This window comes from Rhizobium sp. LjRoot254, from assembly GCF_964254105.1.
Lineage (GTDB): Bacteria > Pseudomonadota > Alphaproteobacteria > Rhizobiales > Rhizobiaceae > Rhizobium_E.
Map to the genome: position 1 here is coordinate 643,934 of NZ_CAXUSM020000001.1, position 18,311 is coordinate 662,244.

Genomic DNA, 18,311 nt, shown 5'->3' on the forward strand with positions numbered 1-18,311 from the left:
CTTTAGCTCGCGTGCTTGCGGTAGACGGTGTCGATATAGACGGCCAGTACAAGGACCGCACCGACGACCATGCTCTGGATCGACACGTCGAACCCGACGAGCGACATGCCCGAATAGAGCGACTGCATGACCAGCGCGCCGATCATGGCGCCGTAGATGGTGCCGGAGCCGCCTGCCAGCGAGGTGCCGCCGATGACGGCCGCCGCAATAACGTAGAGCTCATCGATACGACCGAGATCCGCTGTCGACGCTCTCAGGCGCGCGGACGATATGCTGGCCGAGATCGCAACGAGAAAACCCATGAGGGAGAAGATCAGCATCGTCATGCGCTTGGTATTGATGCCGGCGAGTTCCGCAGCTTCGGGATTTCCACCCATGGCGAAGACATACCGCCCGAATTTAGTGCGCGTGGCAACGAAAGTCATTGCCATGACGACGAACAGGGCGATCAGCACCGGTATGGCCCAGCCATGGCCTACATTGACCAGCGTGGCGGGATCGATGTTATGGGCTATGGCATATTCGCGAACGATGCCCTTGGGCCAGAAATAGCTGTTCATCACATACGTGGCCCCAAGCACGATGATCATGCTTATGAAGCCGATCAGGTACTCGGCCCAGACCGGACGCATCGGAAAGCCGAAGCGCATTCTTTGCCGGCGCGCGGAAACCTGCAGAAGCACGATCCCGACGCAGGCGATAACCGCGACGATCCAGCTGGCGGTTGTTCCAATCGATCCGTATGGACCGCCGCCGATGAGCGCAAAGGTGGCATCAAGCGGTGCAATGGTTTCGCCGCGTGCCATCAGCCAGGCAGCCCCGCGCCAGACCAGCAGGCCGCCTAGCGTTACAATGAATGACGGGATTTCAAGATAGGCGATAAGATAGCCGTGGAATGTCCCGATCAGGGTGCCGACCAGCAGACCGGCCAAGACAGTGATGATCCAGATCGCGGGATGCCCCAGGCCCAGCCATTGCGGCAGCACCCATACTTGAAAAATGCCCATGAACATTGCGGTGACGCCGAGCATCGAGCCGACGGAAAGGTCGATGTTCCGGGTGACGATGACCAGAACCATGCCCGTCGCCATCACGGTGATCGACGCGGTCTGCACCGAAAGCGTCCAGAGGTTGCGGTAGGTCAGGAAAGCGGCGTTGCCGTTGACGAAGTAGCCGTAATAATTGAAGCCAAGCCAAATGACGACGAGCGCGCCGATCATACCCAGCATGCGCGAATCGATCTCGGTCGCTCGCAAGAATGTCTTGATCGGTCCTTCCTGGACCATCGCCGGACCACTCAATGTTTGCGCGTTGCTCATGGCTTGCCTCCCCGACGGGATCTTGCCGATCCCTGTTCCTTGTTGTCACCCATGCCGCACTCCCCGAAGTGCAGCGTCCCTAGTCCATCTGTAAAATGCGCCGCCCTTCTTGCAAAGGACGGCGCAAATCGTTCGCTGTCAAGCGTGGATCAGTTGCAGGCAGCGACTGTGCCGGCGGCAACGCCAGCGCAGACGGTGGCCTTGTCGACCCAACCGGCGTCGATCACGAGGTTCAGGTTGTCCTTGAGGATCGCGGTCGGCGTCAGCAGAACTGCGTTGACCTCGACCTTGCGCGCGCCGTCCTTGAACTTGCCGACATTCGGCACTTCTTCCATGGACTTGCCGTCGGAAAGCATGAGGGCTGCTTCAGCAGCGATCTTGCCGAGCGCGCGGGAATCCTTCCAGACCGACACGAGTTGGGTGCCGAGAGCAACGCGGTTCAGAGCGGCCTTGTCGCCGTCCTGGCCGGTGACAGGAACCGCGCCCTGGAGACCCTGGGCCTGGAGAGCGGCCACGACACCGCCGGCCATGCCGTCATTCTCGGAGAGGACCGCGTCAACCTTGTTGTCGTTGGCAGTCAGAATCTGCTCCATGTTCTTCTGGGCATTTTCCGGCTTCCAGCCATCCGAAGAGGCTTCGCCGACGATCTTGATCTTGCCGGCATCGATGTTCGGCTTCAGCACTTCCATGATGCCGTTATAGAGGAAGGTGGCGTTCGGATCGCCCGGGTCGCCCTTAATGATCGCGAAGTTGCCGGAATCCTTCGCCTTCAGCATTTCCTGCGCCATCAAGCGGCCGACGCCGACATTGTCGAAGGTCATGTAGAGAACGGAGGGATGCTCGATCTGAACGTCATAGGCGATCATCGGAATGCCTTCGGCAGCCGCCTTCTCGACGGCAGGCAGAATTGCTTCGGAGTCGTAGGGGACGATCAGCAGCACGTCCGCGCCCTGCGACATCAGCGATTCGATATCGGTCAGCTGCTTGGCCGCGGAACCCTGGGCGTCAGCGGAAATATACTTGTCGCCATTGGCTTCGACGATCTTCTTGATGACGGCTTCATCGGTCTTCCAGCGCTCTTCCTGGAAGATCTTCCAGGATACGGCGATGGTCTTGTCCTTGGCGAGCGCAGTGCCCGCGGCAGACATCACGAATACGGCGCTGGCGAGCGCGATTGCTAATTTCTTCATCTTGTCCTCCCGATGCGGAATCGCATCAACAAAATTTGGCCGCGTGGCCCGGATGCTGTCCTCTTACCTACGCATCAGGCTCGTCTGGCCGCTCCTGAGCCTCTTTTTTTCGAGGTTCGAAAAAAGTAGTGACGCACAATGCAACCTGTGTCAAGATGGATTTTGATGGAGGCCTAAGCTGTTGCGCTGCAAAGATTATTTTGCACTGCAGCGGGCCTTCGCGGAGGAGCCTGCCTGTGAGCATTATCGTGCGTCCCGATGACGTGCGCCGCCAGAACCAGTTCGGTATTCTGATGGCCCTGCGCCGCAATGGAAACCTGTCGCGTACCGAACTCAGTGCAGCGACGGGCTTGTCGGCTTCCACCGTGACGGTGATCACCAACAGCCTGATGGAGCGCGACGTGTTGACGGCCGAACAGGTCGGCGAGCCCATCGGCCAGCGCCGCGGGCGCCCGCAGGTGCGGCTGCTTCCCAACCCGCGCTATGCATCGATCGCCATCATGCGGCTGGCGCTGAACATGATCAGCGCCGATATCCACGACTATTCGGGCAATCTCCTCGGTTCACGTACGGAGGCGGTGAAGACAAAGGCGATGACCTCAGACGAGCTTATCCATTCGATGATCGGCACGTTGCGCTCCTTACTCGACGAGCAATGCAATGAGATCGGCCCGCTGGCGCGGATCAGCGTCGGCGCGGAAGGCATTGTCGATGGCGATGGCAGGATCTTCCTGTCTTCGCCGGTTATCGATGTGGGCGACATTCCGATCGGGGCTGCGCTGGAACGCGAATTCGGCGCGCCGACCGAGCTTGCCAATGAATGCAACATGATCGCCGAGGCGCTGCGCTGGCGCGCGCCCGAACGCTACGGCCCGAATTTCGCCGCCGTGCTGATGACTATCGGCATCGGCATGGGGCTCTATCTCAACGGCCGCCTGTTCTCCGGCATCGCCTCGTCGGCGGTCGAATTCGGCCATATGTGCTACAAGCCGGACGGCGCACTTTGCCGCTGCGGCCGGCACGGCTGCATCGAAGCCTATGCCGGCCAGCATTCGATCTGGCGCGCGGCGATGGGCGAAGATACCGGCAAGATGCTGGCCGAAGAGCCTACACCTGCCCAACTGGAGGCGCTCGCCAACAAGGCGCGTGCCGCGGATGGTCCCGAGCGCGAAGCGTTTCATGAAGCCGGCCGGGCGATCGGCACTGGGCTCTCCAATCTCTTCAGCATGTTCGACCCGATCCCCCTGGTGTTCGCCGGGCCGGGCGTTCAATTCATGGACTTGATGAAGGACAGTATCGCGAGGACACTCGACAATCCGAGCTATGGCCTGCCGGTCCCCATCAGCGTCATCGACGTGGAGCCGGATCATGTGGCGCTGACAAAAGCCGGCAACCTGATGAGCGCGCTGATTTTCCTCGATGGCAATATTCCCGGCGTGGGGGAAATGCCCCTGAGAGTCGGGTGATGGTCGTCACGCCCTGGTTCGAAGCCACCGTCCTTGCCCCCGGCATCACGCGGTTCACCGAGCCGTATGTGCATGGATTCTTCCGCGCCAATCTCTACCGGATAGAGGGCCGCGATTTCGACATCCAGCTCGATTTCGGTGTGGGTGTCAGGAGCCTGACGGAGGTCTCTCCGGTGACTGGTCGTCCGGTGCTGGCGATCGCCTCGCATGCCCATGTCGACCATGTCGGGTCGTTTCACGAATATGAACGTCGTGCCGGGCACCGGATCGAGGCGCACACTTTTGCCGAGATGGACGACGCCGGCACGCTGGCATCGGCATTTGTCGGAATCAAGTCGCCGGTCACGGCATTGCCATCGCCGGATTGGATGATCACGAATTACGCGCTGACGCCGGCGCCGCTTACTGAATTCCTCGATGAAGGTGATGTCGTCGATCTGGGGAACCGCAAGTTCATCGTACTTCACCTGCCGGGACATTCCCCGGGCTCGATCGCGCTGTTCGACGAGCATAATGGCGACTTCTTCAGCGCCGATGCGATCTATGACGAGGGGCTGGTGGACGATATTCCCGGGGCGGATGTGGAGACCTATCTCCGCACGATGCACAGGCTGGCATCGCTTGATGTGAGCACGGTCTATGCCGGACATGGTGAGGTGATGGATTGCGCACAGATGCAGCGCGTTGCGCGCGAATATATCGCTTCGAAGGGCGGTTGATCTGGGCGGAGAAAAACAAAAAGGCCAGGCGATTTCAGCCTGACCTCTCCGACATCCGATCCTCTACAGTGCCAGTACATCCGTGGTCACTGGAAAATCGAATACTGATGTTCATAAACCGATATGGTTAAGGAATTATGACATCGCTGGACCGTATATGGTGCGGATAGGAATTATTTCAAGGGGTGGGATCCGAGGGGCTGTTCGCATGCAGTATCGAATGGCGCGAAATGCCTGATATTCTCGGTTACGACCGTCAGACCATGCGCCTTGGCAGTCGCGGCAATGATGATGTCGGCGAGACCCGGGTCGAAACCTTTCGCAATGACCTCGTCTTCCATTTGGCCCACCAGCAAGGCGACATTCAAATCCATGGCAAGTATCTGATCCTCGAAGGTCGATATTATCCCATCGAGCCAGGCTGAAAGGGCAGCCGCCTTCGCCGTGGCGCCCTTCCGCTGCAGCCGCCTGAGCCCGCTGCTGATCTCGGCTACGGTCATCGAAGATATGAAGAGGCGGCCAAGGGCGCCTTGCGAACGCATCCAGTCCTGCAATTCTGCCGGTACGTCCGGTCGGCCGGGCGCAAATTTGGAAACGACGTTGGTGTCGAGCAGAAAGCCGCTCAAAACTCGACGTCCCGCATTTTCGATTTGTTTCGCTCGAACTCGATGCCACCGGGAAATTGCAGGAGATATTCGCCGAAGTTGGGACGGGTCTTGTTGAGCGCCTTCTTGGCTGCCTCCGCGGCTTCGATACTGACCAGTGCCGCCACGGGTTTGCCGTGGCGGGTGATTGTCACGAATTCGCCCTTCACCGCCTCGTCAACAAGGGCGGAAAATCCGGCCTTCGCGTCTTTCAAACTAACCTGCGACATCCCGACACCTTAAAGTGGTCACTTATGACCACTTTAAGGTAGGCCCCTCGTCAGGTCAATGACTATCCTTGCCGACTGCGTTTCCGCGACATCCCTTGAGGAAGTCGAGGTCCGCACCGGTATCGGCGCCCTGGACGTGCTGTTGATGCAGCCAGGCATAGCCCGATGTCGGCAGATCGTGGTTCGGCTCCCAGGCGGCCAGCCGGCGCGCCATTTCCTCTTCCGAGATGTCGAGATGAATGCGACGGTTGGGCACATCCACCTCGATGAAGTCACCGTTCCGAACAACCGCGAGCGGTCCGCCGACGGCGGCTTCCGGCGAGGTGTGCAGGATGACGGTGCCGTAGGCGGTGCCGGACATGCGCGCGTCGGAAATGCGCACCATGTCGAGGATGCCCTTCTTCAGCACTTTCGGGGGAAGCCCCATATTGCCGACCTCGGCCATGCCGGGATAGCCCTTCGGACCACAGTTCTTCATGACCATGATGCAGGTCTCGTCGATGTCGAGATTGTCGTCGTTGATCTTGGCCTTGTAGTCGTCGATATCCTCGAACACCACGGCCCGTCCGCGATGGGTCAGCAGATGCGGCGACGCGGCCGATGGCTTCAGCACCGCACCCTTGGGCGCGAGGTTGCCGCGCAGCACCACGATGCCGCCGGATTGCGTCAGCGCCTTTTCGGCCGGCAGGATGACGTCCTCGTTCCAGTTGACGACGTCCTTGACCTCGTCCCAGACGGTTTCGCCCGAGACCGTGATTGCGTCCTTGTGCAGAAGACCTGCTTCGCCGAGGCGCTTCAGCACCACGGGAAGGCCGCCGGCGTAGAAGAACTCTTCCATCAGGTATTTGCCCGACGGCATCAGGTTGACGATGGTCGGCACATCGCGGCCACAACGGTCCCAGTCGTCCAGCGTCAGATCGATGCCGACGCGGCCCGCCATGGCGAGCAGGTGGATGACGGCATTGGTCGAACCGCCGATGGCCGCATTGGTGCGGATGGCGTTTTCGAAGGCGTGCTTCGTCATGATGTCCGATGGCGTCAGGTCATCCTTGACCATCTGGACGATCCGGCGGCCGGTGAGCTGCGCCATGACCTTGCGGCGGGAATCGACACCCGGAATCGCCGCATTGCCCGACAGTGCCATGCCGAGTGCCTCGGCCATCGATGCCATGGTGGAGGCGGTGCCCATCGTATTGCAGGTGCCCGACGAACGGCTCATCGAGGCTTCCGCTTCGAGGAACTCGGCCTGTGTCATCTCGCCGGCCTTGACCATTTCGGAGAACTTCCACAGATGCGTGCCCGAGCCGACCCGTTCACCGCGGAAATAACCGTTCAGCATCGGCCCGCCGGTGACGACGATCGACGGCAGGTCGACGGACGCGGCACCCATGATCAGCGACGGCGTGGTCTTGTCGCAGCCGACCAGTAGCACGCAACCGTCCATCGGCTGGCCACGGATCGCCTCCTCGACCGCGAGGGCGGCCAGGTTGCGATACATCATCGCCGTCGGACGGAAAGTATTTTCCGATGCCGAAAACACCGGCACTTCCATCGGGAAGCCGCCGGCCTCCCAAACGCCTGCCTTCACCTTCTCAGCGAGATCGCGAAGATGGCCGTTGCACGGCGTCATGTCCGACCAGGTGTTGAGGATGCCGATCACCGGACGCCCGTCGAACAGGTCGTGGGGATAGCCCTGGTTCTTCATCCAGCCGCGGTGATAGATGACATCACGGCTCGTGCCGCCATACCATTCCTGCGATCTCAGCTTGCGCGGCCATTCCGCCTTCTTTTTCATGCGTCGTCGTCCTTGATAGAGTGGCCCCGGTGCCAGCACCAGGGCACTTTGATCATGCCAGCGTGTAAGCGGTCTTCACCGTGGTGAAGAACTCGTTTGCGTATTTGCCCTGTTCGCGGGAACCGAAGGACGAGCCCTTGCGGCCGCCGAACGGCACATGGAAATCGACGCCTGCGGTCGGCAGGTTGACCATCACCATGCCGGCCTCGGCATTGCGCTTGAAATGCGTCGCATATTTCAGGCTGGTCGTGGCGATGCCGGAGGACAGGCCGAAGGGCGTGTCGTTGGCTGTGGCGAGCGCCTCGTCGTAATCCTTGACGCGGATAACTGACGCCACTGGCCCGAAGATCTCCTCGCGGGAGATGCGCATCTGGTTGGTCGCCTCGGTGAACAGGGCAGGGGCCAGATAGTAGCCGGGCGTTTCGCGTTCGACGCGATTGCCGCCGATGACCAGTTTGGCGCCTTCTTGCTTTCCGATCTCGATATAGTCTTCGTCCTGCTTGAGTTGGGACGGATCGACGACCGGGCCGATATGGGTGCCCTGCTTCATCGCGTTGTCGATATTGAGGCCCGAGAGCCGCGCCGTCAGCGCTTCGACGAAACGATCATGAATGCCTTCGGTGACGATGATGCGCGAGGATGCCGTGCAGCGCTGGCCGGTGGCGAAGAAGGCGGAGTTCGCGGCAGCTTCGACGGCAACGGTAAGGTCGGCATCGTCGAGCACGACGAAGGGGTTCTTGCCGCCCATTTCGAGCTGGAACTTGCGGTTATGCTCGATGGAGGCGAGGGCGACGCGCTTGCCCGTGCCTTGAGAGCCGGTGAAGGTGAGACCCGCGAGATCGGGGCTGTCGAGCATCGCCTGGCCGACGACCGAGCCCTTGCCCATGACGAGGTTGAGCACGCCCTTGGGCAGGCCGGCGCGATTAAGGATATCGACGATCGCCCAGGCGGAACCCGGCACCAGTTCGGCGGGCTTGAAGACGACCGTGTTGCCGTAGCAGAGCGCCGGCGCGATCTTCCAGGCAGGAATGGCGATCGGGAAATTCCACGGCGTGATGATGCCGACGACGCCGATCGGTTCGCGGGTCATCTCCACGCCGATATTCGGGCGTGCCGACGGCACGAGTTCGCCGGTCAGGCGCAGCGTTTCTCCAGCGAAGAAATCGAAAATCTGGGCGGCGCGGATGACCTCGCCGATGCCCTCGGGCAGCGTCTTGCCTTCTTCACGCGACAGAAGCGCGCCGAGTTCGTCCTTGCGGGCGAGAATCTCGTCGGAGGTCTTCCTGAGGATCGCATGGCGCTCGAGAATGCCCGAGCGTGACCAAGCGGGGAAGGCGGCCTTGGCGGCCGCGATCGCGTTCTTCATGTCGTCGGCGGTGCCGCGGGCATATTCGCCGACGATTTCATTGGTGTCGGACGGATTGATGTTCGGGATAGCATCACCACCGGTCCATTCGCCGGCGATCAGGTTCTGGTGAAGTGCCATTTGTATCTCCTGGTCAGGATTGAAGGGTGGGAGCCCTTAAAGTGTGCGGACGGTGACGTCTTCTTCGGACGCGATCGCAAGCGGATTGCGCAACGCCATGCCGAATTCGGGGACCTCGATTTCGAAGACGTCGCCGGCTTCCGGCTTGATGCCGTCGGCGAAGGAAAGCGTTGCGGTGCCGAACATATGGACATGTATGTCGCCCGGCTGGCGGAACAAGCCGTACTTGAAATGATGGTATTCGAGATTGGCGAAGGTGTGGCTCATGTTCGCCTCGCCCGACAGGAAGGGCTTCTCGAAAATCACCTTGTCGCCGCGGCGGATGCGTGATGTGCCCCTGATATCCTCGGGAGGTGCGCCGATGCGGATTTCCGGGCCGAAGCTTGCCTGGCGCAGCTTGGAATGGGCGAGGTAGAGGTAGTTGATCCGCTCTGTTACATGGTCCGAGAATTCATTCGACACGGCAAATCCAACGCGGAACGGCGCGCCGCCCTTGCTGATCACGTAGATACCCGCCATTTCGGGCTCTTCGCCGCCATCGAGCGCGAAGGAGGGGGAGGTCAGCGGCTGCTCGCCGGCGACGGCCTGCGTGCCGTTGCCCTTGTAGAACCATTCGGGTTGCACACCCTTTTCGCCCGGCTTCGGCTTGCCGTTTTCGAGGCCCATGCGGAACATCTTCATCGAGTCGGTCAGCGTCTCTTCAGCGGCTTCCGTCGTCTTCTTGTGCATGGAATCGCGCGTCGCGGCCGAGCCGAGATGGGTCAGGCCGGTGCCGGTCAGGTGCACATGCGCCGGATCCGGGTGGGTGATCGGCGGCAGGAAGCGGCCCTCGTCGCGCGCCTTGGTGAGGTCGACGACATCGCCGAGACCATGGGCAGCAATGATATCGGCCAGCGACTTGCCGCTGTCGGCGGCTTCCATGGCGAGCGCGTAGACGCTCGGTGCGTTCTTGACGGCGCGGGCTTCTCCGCCCTGTTCGCGGACGGCGACGGTGATGGCGCCCGAGTTATCCCTGATCTGCGAAATCAGCACTTTCTTATTCCTTTCGATGGCATGCCCGGCCCGAGACGGGATACGAGATCCCGAATTTCATGGCAGGAGCATTCGTGAGGTGGAGCGGTTGGGCCCGCGTGGTTCCTCAGCCTTTTCTCTTGTTATAGACGTCGAAATAGACGGCAAGCAGCAGGACCAGCCCTTTGACCAGCTGCTGGTAATCGATCGAGAGACCCATGATCGACATGCCGTTGTTCATGACGCCCATGATGAATGCGCCGATCACCGCGCCGGTGATCTTGCCGACGCCGCCGGATGCCGAAGCACCGCCGATGAAGCAGGCGGCGATGACGTCGAGTTCGATGCCGACGCCGGCCTTCGGCGTTGCCGAGTTCAGGCGGGCCGCGATGATCATGCCGGCGAGCGCCGCAAGCACGCCCATGTTGATGAAGGTCAGGAATGTCAGCCGCTCGGTATTGATGCCGGAAAGCTTGGCCGCCTTCTCGTTGCCGCCCATGGCGTAGATGCGGCGGCCGATCGTCGAGCGGTTGGTCACGAATGTGTAGAGCGCGATCAATACGCCCATGATGACCAGCACGTTGGGCAGGCCGCGATAGGTCGAAAGCTGGAAGCCGAGGAACACCGCGACGACGCTGATGATGCCCATCTGCAGCGCGAAAAACAGGAAGGGTTCGTTTTCCGTGCCGTGCGCCTCGTTCCGGCTGCGGCCGCGGAAGCCGTAATAAATGGCAAGGCCGACCAGGACCAGTACGACGATAAGCGCCAGATAGTTCTTGATCAGGCTGGTCGAAGGATCCGTGAACGACAGGAAGTCAGGAATGAATCCGGTCGAAAGCATCTGGAAGTCCTTCGGGAAAGGACCGAGAGGACGGTTCGACAGCACCAGGTAAGTCAGGCCGCGGAAGACGAGCATGCCGGCCAGCGTCACGATGAAGGCCGGAATCTTCTGATATGCGATCCAGTAGCCCTGTGCGGCGCCGGCAAGGCCGCCGATAATGAGACATAGCGGCACGACGATCGAGAAATGCCAGCCGAATTTCACCAGCATGATCGCCGATATGCCGCCGACGAAGGCTGCGATCGAACCCACGGAGAGATCGATGTGCCCTGCGACGATGATCAGCAGCATGCCCAGCGCCATGATGACGATGAACGAGTTCTGCAGGATCAGGTTGGTGAGGTTGACCGGCCGGAACAGCACGCCGCCGGTGATGATCTGGAAGAACAGCATGATGACCACGAGCGCGATCAGCAGGCCGTATTCGCGTATGTTCTTGCGGAAATATTCTCCGAAGCCCGGCTGTGATTTTTCGGTGATGGTATCGGAGACCATTAGTGCTTCTCCCCGGAGCGCATGATGGCGCGCATGATTGATTCCTGGCTTGCTTCTTCTTTGGACAGTTCGGCGACGATGCGACCGTCGTTCATCACATAGATGCGGTCGCAGGTTCCGAGCAGTTCCGGCATTTCCGATGATATCATCAGAATGCCTTTTCCCTCAGCGGCAAGCTGGTTGATGATGGTGTAGATTTCATATTTCGCGCCGACATCGATGCCGCGAGTCGGCTCGTCGAGGATCAGCACTTCGGGATTGGTGAACAGCCATTTCGACAGCACCACTTTCTGCTGGTTGCCGCCCGAGAGGTTGACGGCCTCCTGCATGATCGAGTGCGAGCGGATGCGTAGCCGGTTGCGATAATCGCTCGCGACCTTTCGCTCGGCGTGCTCGTCGATCACGCCGACATTCGCGACCTTGTTGAGGTTGGCGAGCGTCGTGTTGTGCATGATGTTGTTGATCAGCACGAGGCCGAGCTGCTTGCGGTCCTCGGTCACATAGGCAAGGCCGGCGTCGATGGCGCGCGGAATGGTGCTGACATCGACCGGCTTGCCGTGCATCAGCACCTCGCCGGTGATCTTGTGACCCCAAGCCTTGCCGAAGATGCTCATCGCGGTCTCGGTGCGTCCGGCGCCCATCAGTCCGGCAATGCCCACCACTTCGCCCGCCCGGACGTTGAGGTTCACATTATGCAGGAACTGCCGGTCGCGGTGGTTCTGGTGGAAGACGTTCCAGTTCTTCACTTCGAGCAGCATGTCGCCGATCGGCACGTCGCGCGGTGGATAGCGGTCTTCCATGTCGCGGCCGACCATGCCCTTAATGATCCGGTCTTCGCTGACGTCACCGGTATAGGCATCGAGCGTCTCGACCGTGCCGCCATCGCGCAGAATGGTGATCTGGTCGGCGACCTTGCGGATCTCGTTGAGCTTGTGGGAAATGATGATCGAGGTCATGCCCTGCTTGCGGAATTCCATCAGCAGCTTGAGCAGCGCGTCGGAATCCGTTTCGTTGAGCGATGCGGTCGGTTCGTCGAGGATCAGCAGCCGCACTTTCTTGGAAAGCGCCTTGGCGATTTCCACCAGCTGCTGCTTGCCGACGCCGATGTCGGTAATGAGTGTGGCAGGCGGTTCCTTGAGGCCGACCTTGGTCAGCAGTTCCTTGGTGCGGGCGAAGGTCTGCGGCCAGTCGATGACGCCATTGGTGGCGATCTCGTTGCCGAGGAAGATGTTCTCCGCGATCGACAGCAGCGGCACCAGCGCGAGTTCCTGGTGGATGATGATGATGCCGAGATGCTCGCTGTCGGAGATCGTCGAGAAACGCCGGGCTTCACCGTCATAGATGATCTCACCCTCGTAGGTCCCGGCGGGATAGACGCCGCTCAGCACCTTCATGAGGGTGGATTTTCCGGCGCCATTCTCGCCGACCAGGGCGTGAATTTCGCCTTCGCGGACCTTGAAGCTCACATCATCCAGGGCCTTGACGCCCGGAAAGGCCTTCGTAATGTTCCGCATTTCTAGAATTATATCAGTCATAACCTGCTGTTCCACCACGGATGATCCTGCATGGATCGGCCGGGGACTATAGGATTTCACTCCGGAAGTGAGAAGGGGCCTGCAGTTGAATGCAGGCCCCAGAAGATCGATCAACCGATCAGTTGTTGATCTGGTCTTCGGTGTAGTAACCGGCACCGACCAGGATGTCCTTGACGTTGGACTTGTCGGCTGAAACCGGCTTCAGGAGGTAGGACGGAACAACCTTGACACCATTGTCGTAAGTCTTGGTGTCGTTGATCTCGGGCTCCTTGCCGTTCATGATCGCATCGACCATGCCCACGGCGACCTTGGCGAGTTCGCGGGTGTCCTTGAAGACGGTCGAATACTGTTCATCGGCAAGGATCGACTTGACCGACGGCAGTTCGGCGTCCTGGCCGGTGACAACAGGCATGACCATGTCGCCCGAACCGTAGCCGACGCCCTTGAGAGCCGACAGGATACCGATCGAGAGACCGTCATAAGGCGACAGAACGCCGTTGACCTTCGCATCGGTGTAGGTCGAGGACAGCAGGTTTTCCATGCGGGCCTGTGCAACAGCACCGTCCCAACGCAGCGTGCCGACCTGGTCCATGCCCATCTGGCCCGACTTGATGGCGATATCGCCGGAGTCGATCAGAGGCTGAAGAACGCTCATCGCGCCGTCATAGAAGAAGAAGGCGTTGTTGTCGTCCGGCGAACCGCCGAAGAGTTCGACATTGTAAGGCTTCACGCCCGGGAACTTCGCCTTCAGGCCTTCGACGAGCGAGGTTGCCTGGAGCACGCCGACCTGGAAGTTGTCGAACGTCGCGTAGTAGTCGACATTGCCGGAATCGCGGATCAGGCGGTCGTAAGCGATGACCTTGACGCCAGCATCATGGGCCTTCTGCAGGATGTCCGACAGCGTGGTGCCGTCGATCGCAGCGACGATGAGAACCTTGGCACCCTTGGTGACCATGTTCTCGATCTGGGCGAGCTGGTTCGGAATATCGTCGTCGGCGAACTGGAGGTCAGGCGTGTAGCCGGCGTCCTTGAACAGCTTCTCCATGGTTTCGCCGTCGGAAATCCAGCGAGTGGAGGTCTTGGTCGGCATGGAAATGCCGACGGTGCCCTTGTCCTGCGCGAATGCCGGAGCGACAAACGCCGCCACGGACATAGCTGCAGCTGCGAGCAGCGATGTGATGAGTTTCATTAGGTTCTCTCCCTAGGTTGTAGTCAGCGGCGCGGCCCCTGTCCGGCAGCACCGGAGGTCGTCAGGATCATCGATTGCGCACCGCACACCTTTTCTAAGGTTTATGCGGTTGCGATCTCAAACGAGCTAGGTTTTCCTCCCACGCGCCGGTCGGCAAACTGCATTCAAATGCCGGTGACTGTCAAATGGAATCTTCAAAAAGTATTACTTTTCAAAAAAAACGTTAATGAGACCGGGGAAAACCCCGTTCGGCGGCCTTCCGAGCACGATTCCGGTAGGCAAACTACAGTAGAATCGCCTGTGAGGCCCCAGAGCCTTCCATTTATCAATGAAAGGCTCTCGGAATGGCCGGGACCAGTTCCGATCGCTATAGCACGTTGCCCGCGAGGAAAGGATGCCGATGCCGGTCTTTGGAAAATCGCTCTTCGAAACCGTGCTCGACGGACTGGAACCGGAGGAACGGGAAGAGGAAGATGCGGGCCCCGCGCGGCGGATGACGGGCCTCGGCGCCACGCTTCTTGCAAGCCTGTCCAATGGCGGTGAGCCGGATCGCGGTGATTTCGCCGATCTCTATTCCGATTACGGTGAAGGCTTGCCGGTCTTTCCCGTGGATGCGCAGCCGCCGGCATGGCTTGTGCGGCTATCCAAGGAAGAGATCACTCAGGATCTCGACCTCTCGAGTTGCAAATCGGATACCGACCTGCGGGAACGCCGCCGCTCATTCGCCCGCAACAATCATCCCGATGTGGTGCATCCCGATTATCGCGGTCCTGCAACGATCCGCATGACGATCGCCAACCGCCTGATCGACGACGCGATTTCTGCGCTGGGCTAGGCCTTGGGTGGCTCGTCGTCCTTGGCCGCTTCCGTTACAACGTCCTCTTCCTCCTCTTCGTCATCAGCGGGACGGACGGGCACCTCGACCTTGGGCGGGGGATTATAGCTCAGGAAAAGCGCATAGACGCAGTAGGCTGCCGCCGCACCCGAAAGAACGCCCCAGAAGCCGTCGCCATTGTAAATCTCGATTGCCGCCCAGCACGCGACCGATATGCAGATCGCCAGCCGCACGCCGAGCGGACGATAGAAATCGGCATCCGTATCGATGAGATAGAAGGGCTGCTTGTTTTTCTTGTCGGTCATCGATCCTCCGGGCGCTGCGATATCAGCCAATGACACTTTGATGCGCGGCGTTCAAGTCACTGCGGCGTGAATGAAACACCATATTCAAAAACCATGGATTAGAATGAATATTCCAAAAGTGAGAGATTGATCCGGTTGTTCCGTTTTGCTAGACCAGCGCAAATCAAATCCTAGGGAGAGCAAGATGACGGTAAGATTTGGCGTTCTCGGTGCGGGACGCATCGGCAAGGTGCATGCGAAGGCTGTCAGTGCCAATCCCAATGCGAAGCTCGTGGCCGTCGCCGATGCCTTCGCGGATGCCGCCAATGCGCTTTCCACGCAATATGGCGCGGAAGTGCGCTCGATCAGCCAGATCGAGGCAGCCAACGACATCGACGCCGTCGTGATCTGCACGCCGACCGACACACACGCCGATCTCATCGAGCGCTTCAGCCGCGCCGGCAAGGCGATCTTCTGCGAAAAGCCGATCGATCTCGATTCCGAGCGGGTGAGAACCTGCCTCAAGGTGGTGGAAGAGACCGGCGCCAAGCTGATGGTCGGCTTCAACCGCCGCTTCGATCCGCATTTCATGGCGGTTCGCGCTGCCATCGATGACGGCAAGATCGGCACCGTGGAGATGGTCACCATCACATCACGCGACCCGGGCGCGCCGCCGGTCGACTACATCAAGCGTTCCGGCGGCATCTTCCGCGACATGACGATCCATGATTTCGACATGGCGCGCTTCCTGCTCGGTGAAGAGGTCGCTTCGGTGTCTGCCCACGCGGCCGTGCTGGTCGATCCCGAGATCGGCGAGGCGGGCGATTTCGATTCCGTCACGGTGATCCTGGAAACCGCGAAGGGCAAGCAGGCGGTGATCTCCAATTCCCGCCGTGCCACCTATGGCTACGACCAGCGTATCGAAGTGCATGGCTCGAAGGGCGTCGTGTCGGCTGAGAACCAGCGTCCGGTGTCGATCGAGATCGCCAACGGCGACGGTTACACCCGCCCGCCGCTGCATGATTTCTTCATGACCCGCTACACCGAAGCCTATGCCAACGAGATCGCCTCCTTCATCTCGGCGATCGAAAAGGGCACGGCGATCAGCCCCTCGGGCACGGACGGGCTGATTGCGCTAGAGTTGGCCGATGCGGCGCTCGAAAGTGCCACGACGGGCAAGCGCGTCAGGGTAGGCTGAGTTGGCCCTTCCGCACGCTGACTAGGATTGCTGAAGACCCACAAATTTATGAAAGCCGCCCTTTGAGGCGGCTTTTTTGTCCGCACAGACAATCCGGACATCCGGAAATCGTTGCCGGCGCTCGGCCATGCACCGCCAAAGTTCGGCGCGAGAACACATTGCTCAACCTTGAGAAGCTCTCTTAATGTGAAATATACTTCTCTGATGTAGTCAACAAGGCGGTTGACTGTGGGAGATAGACTGTGACGCTTTTGATCCGTGCTGGCGATCTGCTTTTCAATCCCTCGGGAATTCTGTCGAGGAAGGGTTGGTGGCTTGGATTCGGCTGCATTGCGGTCGTGATTGTCGCGCTGGTGTATGTCTCCACGACCATTGCCCTCGATGTCCTCTCCGAGGTCAGCGCTCGAAATATCATCGCCTTCTATCGCTTCGCGGGCTGGATGCATTTTTTGCTTTTCCTGCTGCTGGTCTATCCGTTCTACGTCATATCCATAAAGCGTCGCCGCGATCGTGGAAGCAATGGATGGGACCTCCAACTCTGCCTCCTGCTCAATTTCGCTACCCTGGCCAGTTATGCCTTCGGGAACCAATGGGTGATCAACGTCGGCGGGGTTGGCTTCATATGGACGGAGCACCCCAAGATTGCCAGCTTGATCGTGCCCAGACCCGGCGTGGTTCTGCAGTACTTCTCTTATCTGGTCACTCTGGCCACCTTGGTGATGTATGTTCAACTGGGGTTCTTCAAAGGTCGCGAGAATGCCGGAATTGGCAGCGCCTCGACGATCGAACCATCCGTGTTCAGCAAAGCTGCAAGTTGGCTGTGGCAACTTCGTTACGACAGGCGCGCAGGCATGGCGGTCGTCGTCGCCGCGGTGTTGGGGTTGGCAATCTTCCTCTCAACACGGCAATGGTCCGATGAGATTGCCATAGGCAAGCCGCTGCCATCGAAGATCGAAGCCTTGATGGAAACAACGCTGTCCGGACATGAGGCGAGCGCCGGAACCCTTACCGTGCGTCTCCTGGCAACCGTCCGCAGTAAGCGTGGCAAGCAGTGCCGCTCGTTTTCGGTCAGCGGTGCCACGCCAACCGTGGCTGTGGCGTGCCAGCAGAAACGCGAATGGATCGCCACCTTTGCCATGGCTTCCAAAAATGAAAACGAAAGGAAAGAGAAACTGGCAGCTCATTTCAAGGCAATCGGCGCGACCATCCCGTTCTCGGAAGAGGGCGAACGCCTGGTATTCGGGCTTTAGCAAGGCTGAATGGATTCGTCGCCGATGGCGTTGCCTTTTCAGCGGCCGAGCAAACTGTCGAAGACCGGCAACCCGATCACGCCCGACATCAGGATCATCACGTAGACGATCTTGCGGAAAGTCTGCGGCGAGGCGAGATGGAAGACAGAGGTGCCAATCCAGGCTCCGGCAAGATAAGGTACGAGCATCAGCACCGCGACGCGAAACACGTGTGCAGTCAGCATGCCGTTCAGCGCATAGGTCGCGGCCGTCACCAGTGTCGTGAGGAGGGCCAGCGTGAACATGTTGGCACGCAGGTCCGAGGGCGTGATGTCCCGCGCCAGCCAGTAGATCACGACGACGATACCTGACAGTGCGGCCAGCCCGCCGAGGAAGCCGGACAGCGCGCCCACCATCATCGCGATCAGCAACGTTTCCCTTCCATGCCATTTGAGGCCGGCGGTGATCATTGCCAGCGCGGCAAACACCACGAAGGACAGGCTCCATCTGATCACGTCGGGATCGCCGTTGGCGGCGACCCATCCGCCGATCGGAATAATTGCGGAGACACTCAAGGCGATCGGTAGCAGGCGCCTGGCGCGCTCGACATCGAAATTGCGGATGACAGGGAGGCCTGCGACGATGAAATCGAAAACCAGAAGAGAAGCCACGGCCACCTTTGGACCCAGCGCCGCCGAGGCGATCGGCATGAAGATGAGCCCGCTGCCGAAGCCCGAAAAGCCGCGCGCAAGGCCGGCCAGGAAAGCCCCGGTCAATGCCGCGAGCATCATCGGCGCTTGGGCTTCTATGATCAGGCTCTGGAGAATTTCAGAAATTGCTGCGGT

16 protein-coding genes and 2 pseudogenes are annotated in these 18,311 nt (G+C 60.0%); 6 read left to right on the forward strand and 12 right to left on the reverse strand.

The features are described 5' to 3' along the window. Window positions 1–2: 2 nt before the first annotated feature. Together ACSQ26_RS03245 and ACSQ26_RS03250 are read right to left on the reverse strand one after the other, a co-directional pair. Complete coding sequence (locus ACSQ26_RS03245) at window positions 3–1,319, reverse strand: sugar ABC transporter permease (protein ID WP_436006229.1); 1,317 nt, start codon at window positions 1,317–1,319, stop codon at window positions 3–5. Between the two features lie 149 nt (window positions 1,320–1,468). Continuing rightward, window positions 1,469–2,509, reverse strand: a complete 1,041-nt coding sequence (locus ACSQ26_RS03250) for a substrate-binding domain-containing protein (RefSeq protein WP_436006231.1) — start codon at window positions 2,507–2,509, stop codon at window positions 1,469–1,471. Between the two features lie 236 nt (window positions 2,510–2,745). Between ACSQ26_RS03250 and ACSQ26_RS03255 the strand changes: the two genes are divergently transcribed. Next, window positions 2,746–3,975, forward strand: a complete 1,230-nt coding sequence (locus ACSQ26_RS03255; RefSeq protein ID WP_436006233.1) for an ROK family transcriptional regulator — start codon at window positions 2,746–2,748, stop codon at window positions 3,973–3,975. Further along, on the forward strand, window positions 3,975–4,694 hold the full coding sequence (locus tag ACSQ26_RS03260) for an MBL fold metallo-hydrolase (protein WP_436006235.1): 720 nt from the start codon (window positions 3,975–3,977) through the stop codon (window positions 4,692–4,694). Before ACSQ26_RS03255 ends, ACSQ26_RS03260 begins: the two co-directional genes overlap by 1 nt. A 173-nt stretch (window positions 4,695–4,867) precedes the next feature. Here ACSQ26_RS03260 and ACSQ26_RS03265 read toward each other — a convergent pair whose 3' ends face one another. Genes ACSQ26_RS03265 through araD1 form a run of 5 tightly spaced genes read right to left on the reverse strand, consistent with a single transcriptional unit; the run spans window position 4,868 to window position 9,881 of the window. Next, window positions 4,868–5,320, reverse strand: coding sequence for a type II toxin-antitoxin system VapC family toxin (locus tag ACSQ26_RS03265; RefSeq protein WP_436006237.1), 453 nt, complete (start codon window positions 5,318–5,320; stop codon window positions 4,868–4,870). Beyond that, a complete protein-coding gene (locus ACSQ26_RS03270) occupies window positions 5,317–5,568 on the reverse strand; it encodes a type II toxin-antitoxin system Phd/YefM family antitoxin (protein ID WP_436006239.1) in 252 nt (83 codons plus the stop codon). Before ACSQ26_RS03270 ends, ACSQ26_RS03265 begins: the two co-directional genes overlap by 4 nt. A gap of 55 nt (window positions 5,569–5,623) precedes the next feature. After that, window positions 5,624–7,363 carry an L-arabinonate dehydratase gene (gene araD, locus ACSQ26_RS03275; RefSeq protein WP_436006241.1) on the reverse strand — a complete coding sequence of 580 codons (1,740 nt, stop codon included), beginning with the start codon at window positions 7,361–7,363 and terminating at the stop codon, window positions 5,624–5,626. 52 nt (window positions 7,364–7,415) lie between these two features. Continuing rightward, on the reverse strand, window positions 7,416–8,849 hold the full coding sequence (locus tag ACSQ26_RS03280) for an aldehyde dehydrogenase family protein (RefSeq protein WP_436006243.1): 1,434 nt from the start codon (window positions 8,847–8,849) through the stop codon (window positions 7,416–7,418). A 36-nt stretch (window positions 8,850–8,885) separates the two neighbouring features. Continuing rightward, window positions 8,886–9,881: an AraD1 family protein gene (gene araD1, locus ACSQ26_RS03285; RefSeq protein WP_436006245.1), complete on the reverse strand. Its 996-nt coding sequence runs from the start codon at window positions 9,879–9,881 to the stop codon at window positions 8,886–8,888. A 102-nt stretch (window positions 9,882–9,983) separates the two neighbouring features. Here araD1 and ACSQ26_RS03290 point away from each other — a divergent pair. Next, a pseudogene (locus ACSQ26_RS03290) lies at window positions 9,984–10,049 on the forward strand (hypothetical protein); the annotation flags it as partial. A gap of 4 nt (window positions 10,050–10,053) precedes the next feature. Here the strand turns inward: ACSQ26_RS03290 and mmsB are convergent. The 3 genes and pseudogenes from mmsB to chvE form a co-directional block, all read right to left on the reverse strand. Next, window positions 10,054–11,196 (reverse strand): annotated as a pseudogene (gene mmsB / locus ACSQ26_RS03295) (multiple monosaccharide ABC transporter permease); the annotation flags it as partial. Further along, entirely contained in the window at window positions 11,196–12,731 is a 1,536-nt protein-coding gene (mmsA, locus tag ACSQ26_RS03300; RefSeq protein ID WP_436006247.1) for a multiple monosaccharide ABC transporter ATP-binding protein, read from the reverse strand. The gene mmsA and the pseudogene mmsB, both read right to left, overlap by 1 nt. A gap of 118 nt (window positions 12,732–12,849) precedes the next feature. After that, on the reverse strand, window positions 12,850–13,920 hold the full coding sequence (gene chvE, locus ACSQ26_RS03305) for a multiple monosaccharide ABC transporter substrate-binding protein (RefSeq protein WP_436006249.1): 1,071 nt from the start codon (window positions 13,918–13,920) through the stop codon (window positions 12,850–12,852). A gap of 400 nt (window positions 13,921–14,320) precedes the next feature. On the opposite strand from chvE, the gene ACSQ26_RS03310 reads away from it, so the two are divergent. Continuing rightward, window positions 14,321–14,755 (forward strand): hypothetical protein, encoded by a 435-nt coding sequence (locus tag ACSQ26_RS03310; protein ID WP_436006251.1) that lies wholly within the window; start codon window positions 14,321–14,323, stop codon window positions 14,753–14,755. On the opposite strand, the gene ACSQ26_RS03315 is transcribed toward ACSQ26_RS03310, so the two are convergent. Next, window positions 14,752–15,060 carry a hypothetical protein gene (locus ACSQ26_RS03315; RefSeq protein ID WP_436006253.1) on the reverse strand — a complete coding sequence of 103 codons (309 nt, stop codon included), beginning with the start codon at window positions 15,058–15,060 and terminating at the stop codon, window positions 14,752–14,754. The two genes, ACSQ26_RS03310 and ACSQ26_RS03315, sit on opposite strands and share 4 nt — an antisense overlap. 184 nt (window positions 15,061–15,244) lie before the next feature. On the opposite strand from ACSQ26_RS03315, the gene iolG reads away from it, so the two are divergent. Continuing rightward, on the forward strand, window positions 15,245–16,237 hold the full coding sequence (gene iolG / locus ACSQ26_RS03320) for an inositol 2-dehydrogenase (protein WP_436006255.1): 993 nt from the start codon (window positions 15,245–15,247) through the stop codon (window positions 16,235–16,237). 242 nt (window positions 16,238–16,479) lie between these two features. Next, window positions 16,480–17,487 carry a DUF805 domain-containing protein gene (locus ACSQ26_RS03325; RefSeq protein ID WP_436006257.1) on the forward strand — a complete coding sequence of 336 codons (1,008 nt, stop codon included), beginning with the start codon at window positions 16,480–16,482 and terminating at the stop codon, window positions 17,485–17,487. A 38-nt stretch (window positions 17,488–17,525) separates the two neighbouring features. On the opposite strand, the gene ACSQ26_RS03330 is transcribed toward ACSQ26_RS03325, so the two are convergent. Then, window positions 17,526–18,257, reverse strand: a complete 732-nt coding sequence (locus ACSQ26_RS03330) for a TSUP family transporter (RefSeq protein WP_436006259.1) — start codon at window positions 18,255–18,257, stop codon at window positions 17,526–17,528. Window positions 18,258–18,311 lie beyond the last annotated feature (54 nt).

What these genes read in the sequence shown, in the direction of transcription:
- ACSQ26_RS03245 (WP_436006229.1), bottom strand. Translation starts at nt 1,319, where the DNA reads ATGAGCAACGCGCAAACATTGAGTGGTCCGGCGATGGTCCAGGAAGGA.
- ACSQ26_RS03250 (WP_436006231.1), bottom strand. Translation starts at nt 2,509, where the DNA reads ATGAAGAAATTAGCAATCGCGCTCGCCAGCGCCGTATTCGTGATGTCT.
- ACSQ26_RS03260 (WP_436006235.1), top strand. Translation starts at nt 3,975, where the DNA reads ATGGTCGTCACGCCCTGGTTCGAAGCCACCGTCCTTGCCCCCGGCATC.
- ACSQ26_RS03270 (WP_436006239.1), bottom strand. Translation starts at nt 5,568, where the DNA reads ATGTCGCAGGTTAGTTTGAAAGACGCGAAGGCCGGATTTTCCGCCCTT.
- araD (WP_436006241.1), bottom strand. Translation starts at nt 7,363, where the DNA reads ATGAAAAAGAAGGCGGAATGGCCGCGCAAGCTGAGATCGCAGGAATGG.
- ACSQ26_RS03280 (WP_436006243.1), bottom strand. Translation starts at nt 8,849, where the DNA reads ATGGCACTTCACCAGAACCTGATCGCCGGCGAATGGACCGGTGGTGAT.
- mmsA (WP_436006247.1), bottom strand. Translation starts at nt 12,731, where the DNA reads ATGACTGATATAATTCTAGAAATGCGGAACATTACGAAGGCCTTTCCG.
- chvE (WP_436006249.1), bottom strand. Translation starts at nt 13,920, where the DNA reads ATGAAACTCATCACATCGCTGCTCGCAGCTGCAGCTATGTCCGTGGCG.
- ACSQ26_RS03310 (WP_436006251.1), top strand. Translation starts at nt 14,321, where the DNA reads ATGCCGGTCTTTGGAAAATCGCTCTTCGAAACCGTGCTCGACGGACTG.
- ACSQ26_RS03315 (WP_436006253.1), bottom strand. Translation starts at nt 15,060, where the DNA reads ATGACCGACAAGAAAAACAAGCAGCCCTTCTATCTCATCGATACGGAT.
- iolG (WP_436006255.1), top strand. Translation starts at nt 15,245, where the DNA reads ATGACGGTAAGATTTGGCGTTCTCGGTGCGGGACGCATCGGCAAGGTG.
- ACSQ26_RS03330 (WP_436006259.1), bottom strand. Translation starts at nt 18,257, where the DNA reads ATGATGCTCGCGGCATTGACCGGGGCTTTCCTGGCCGGCCTTGCGCGC.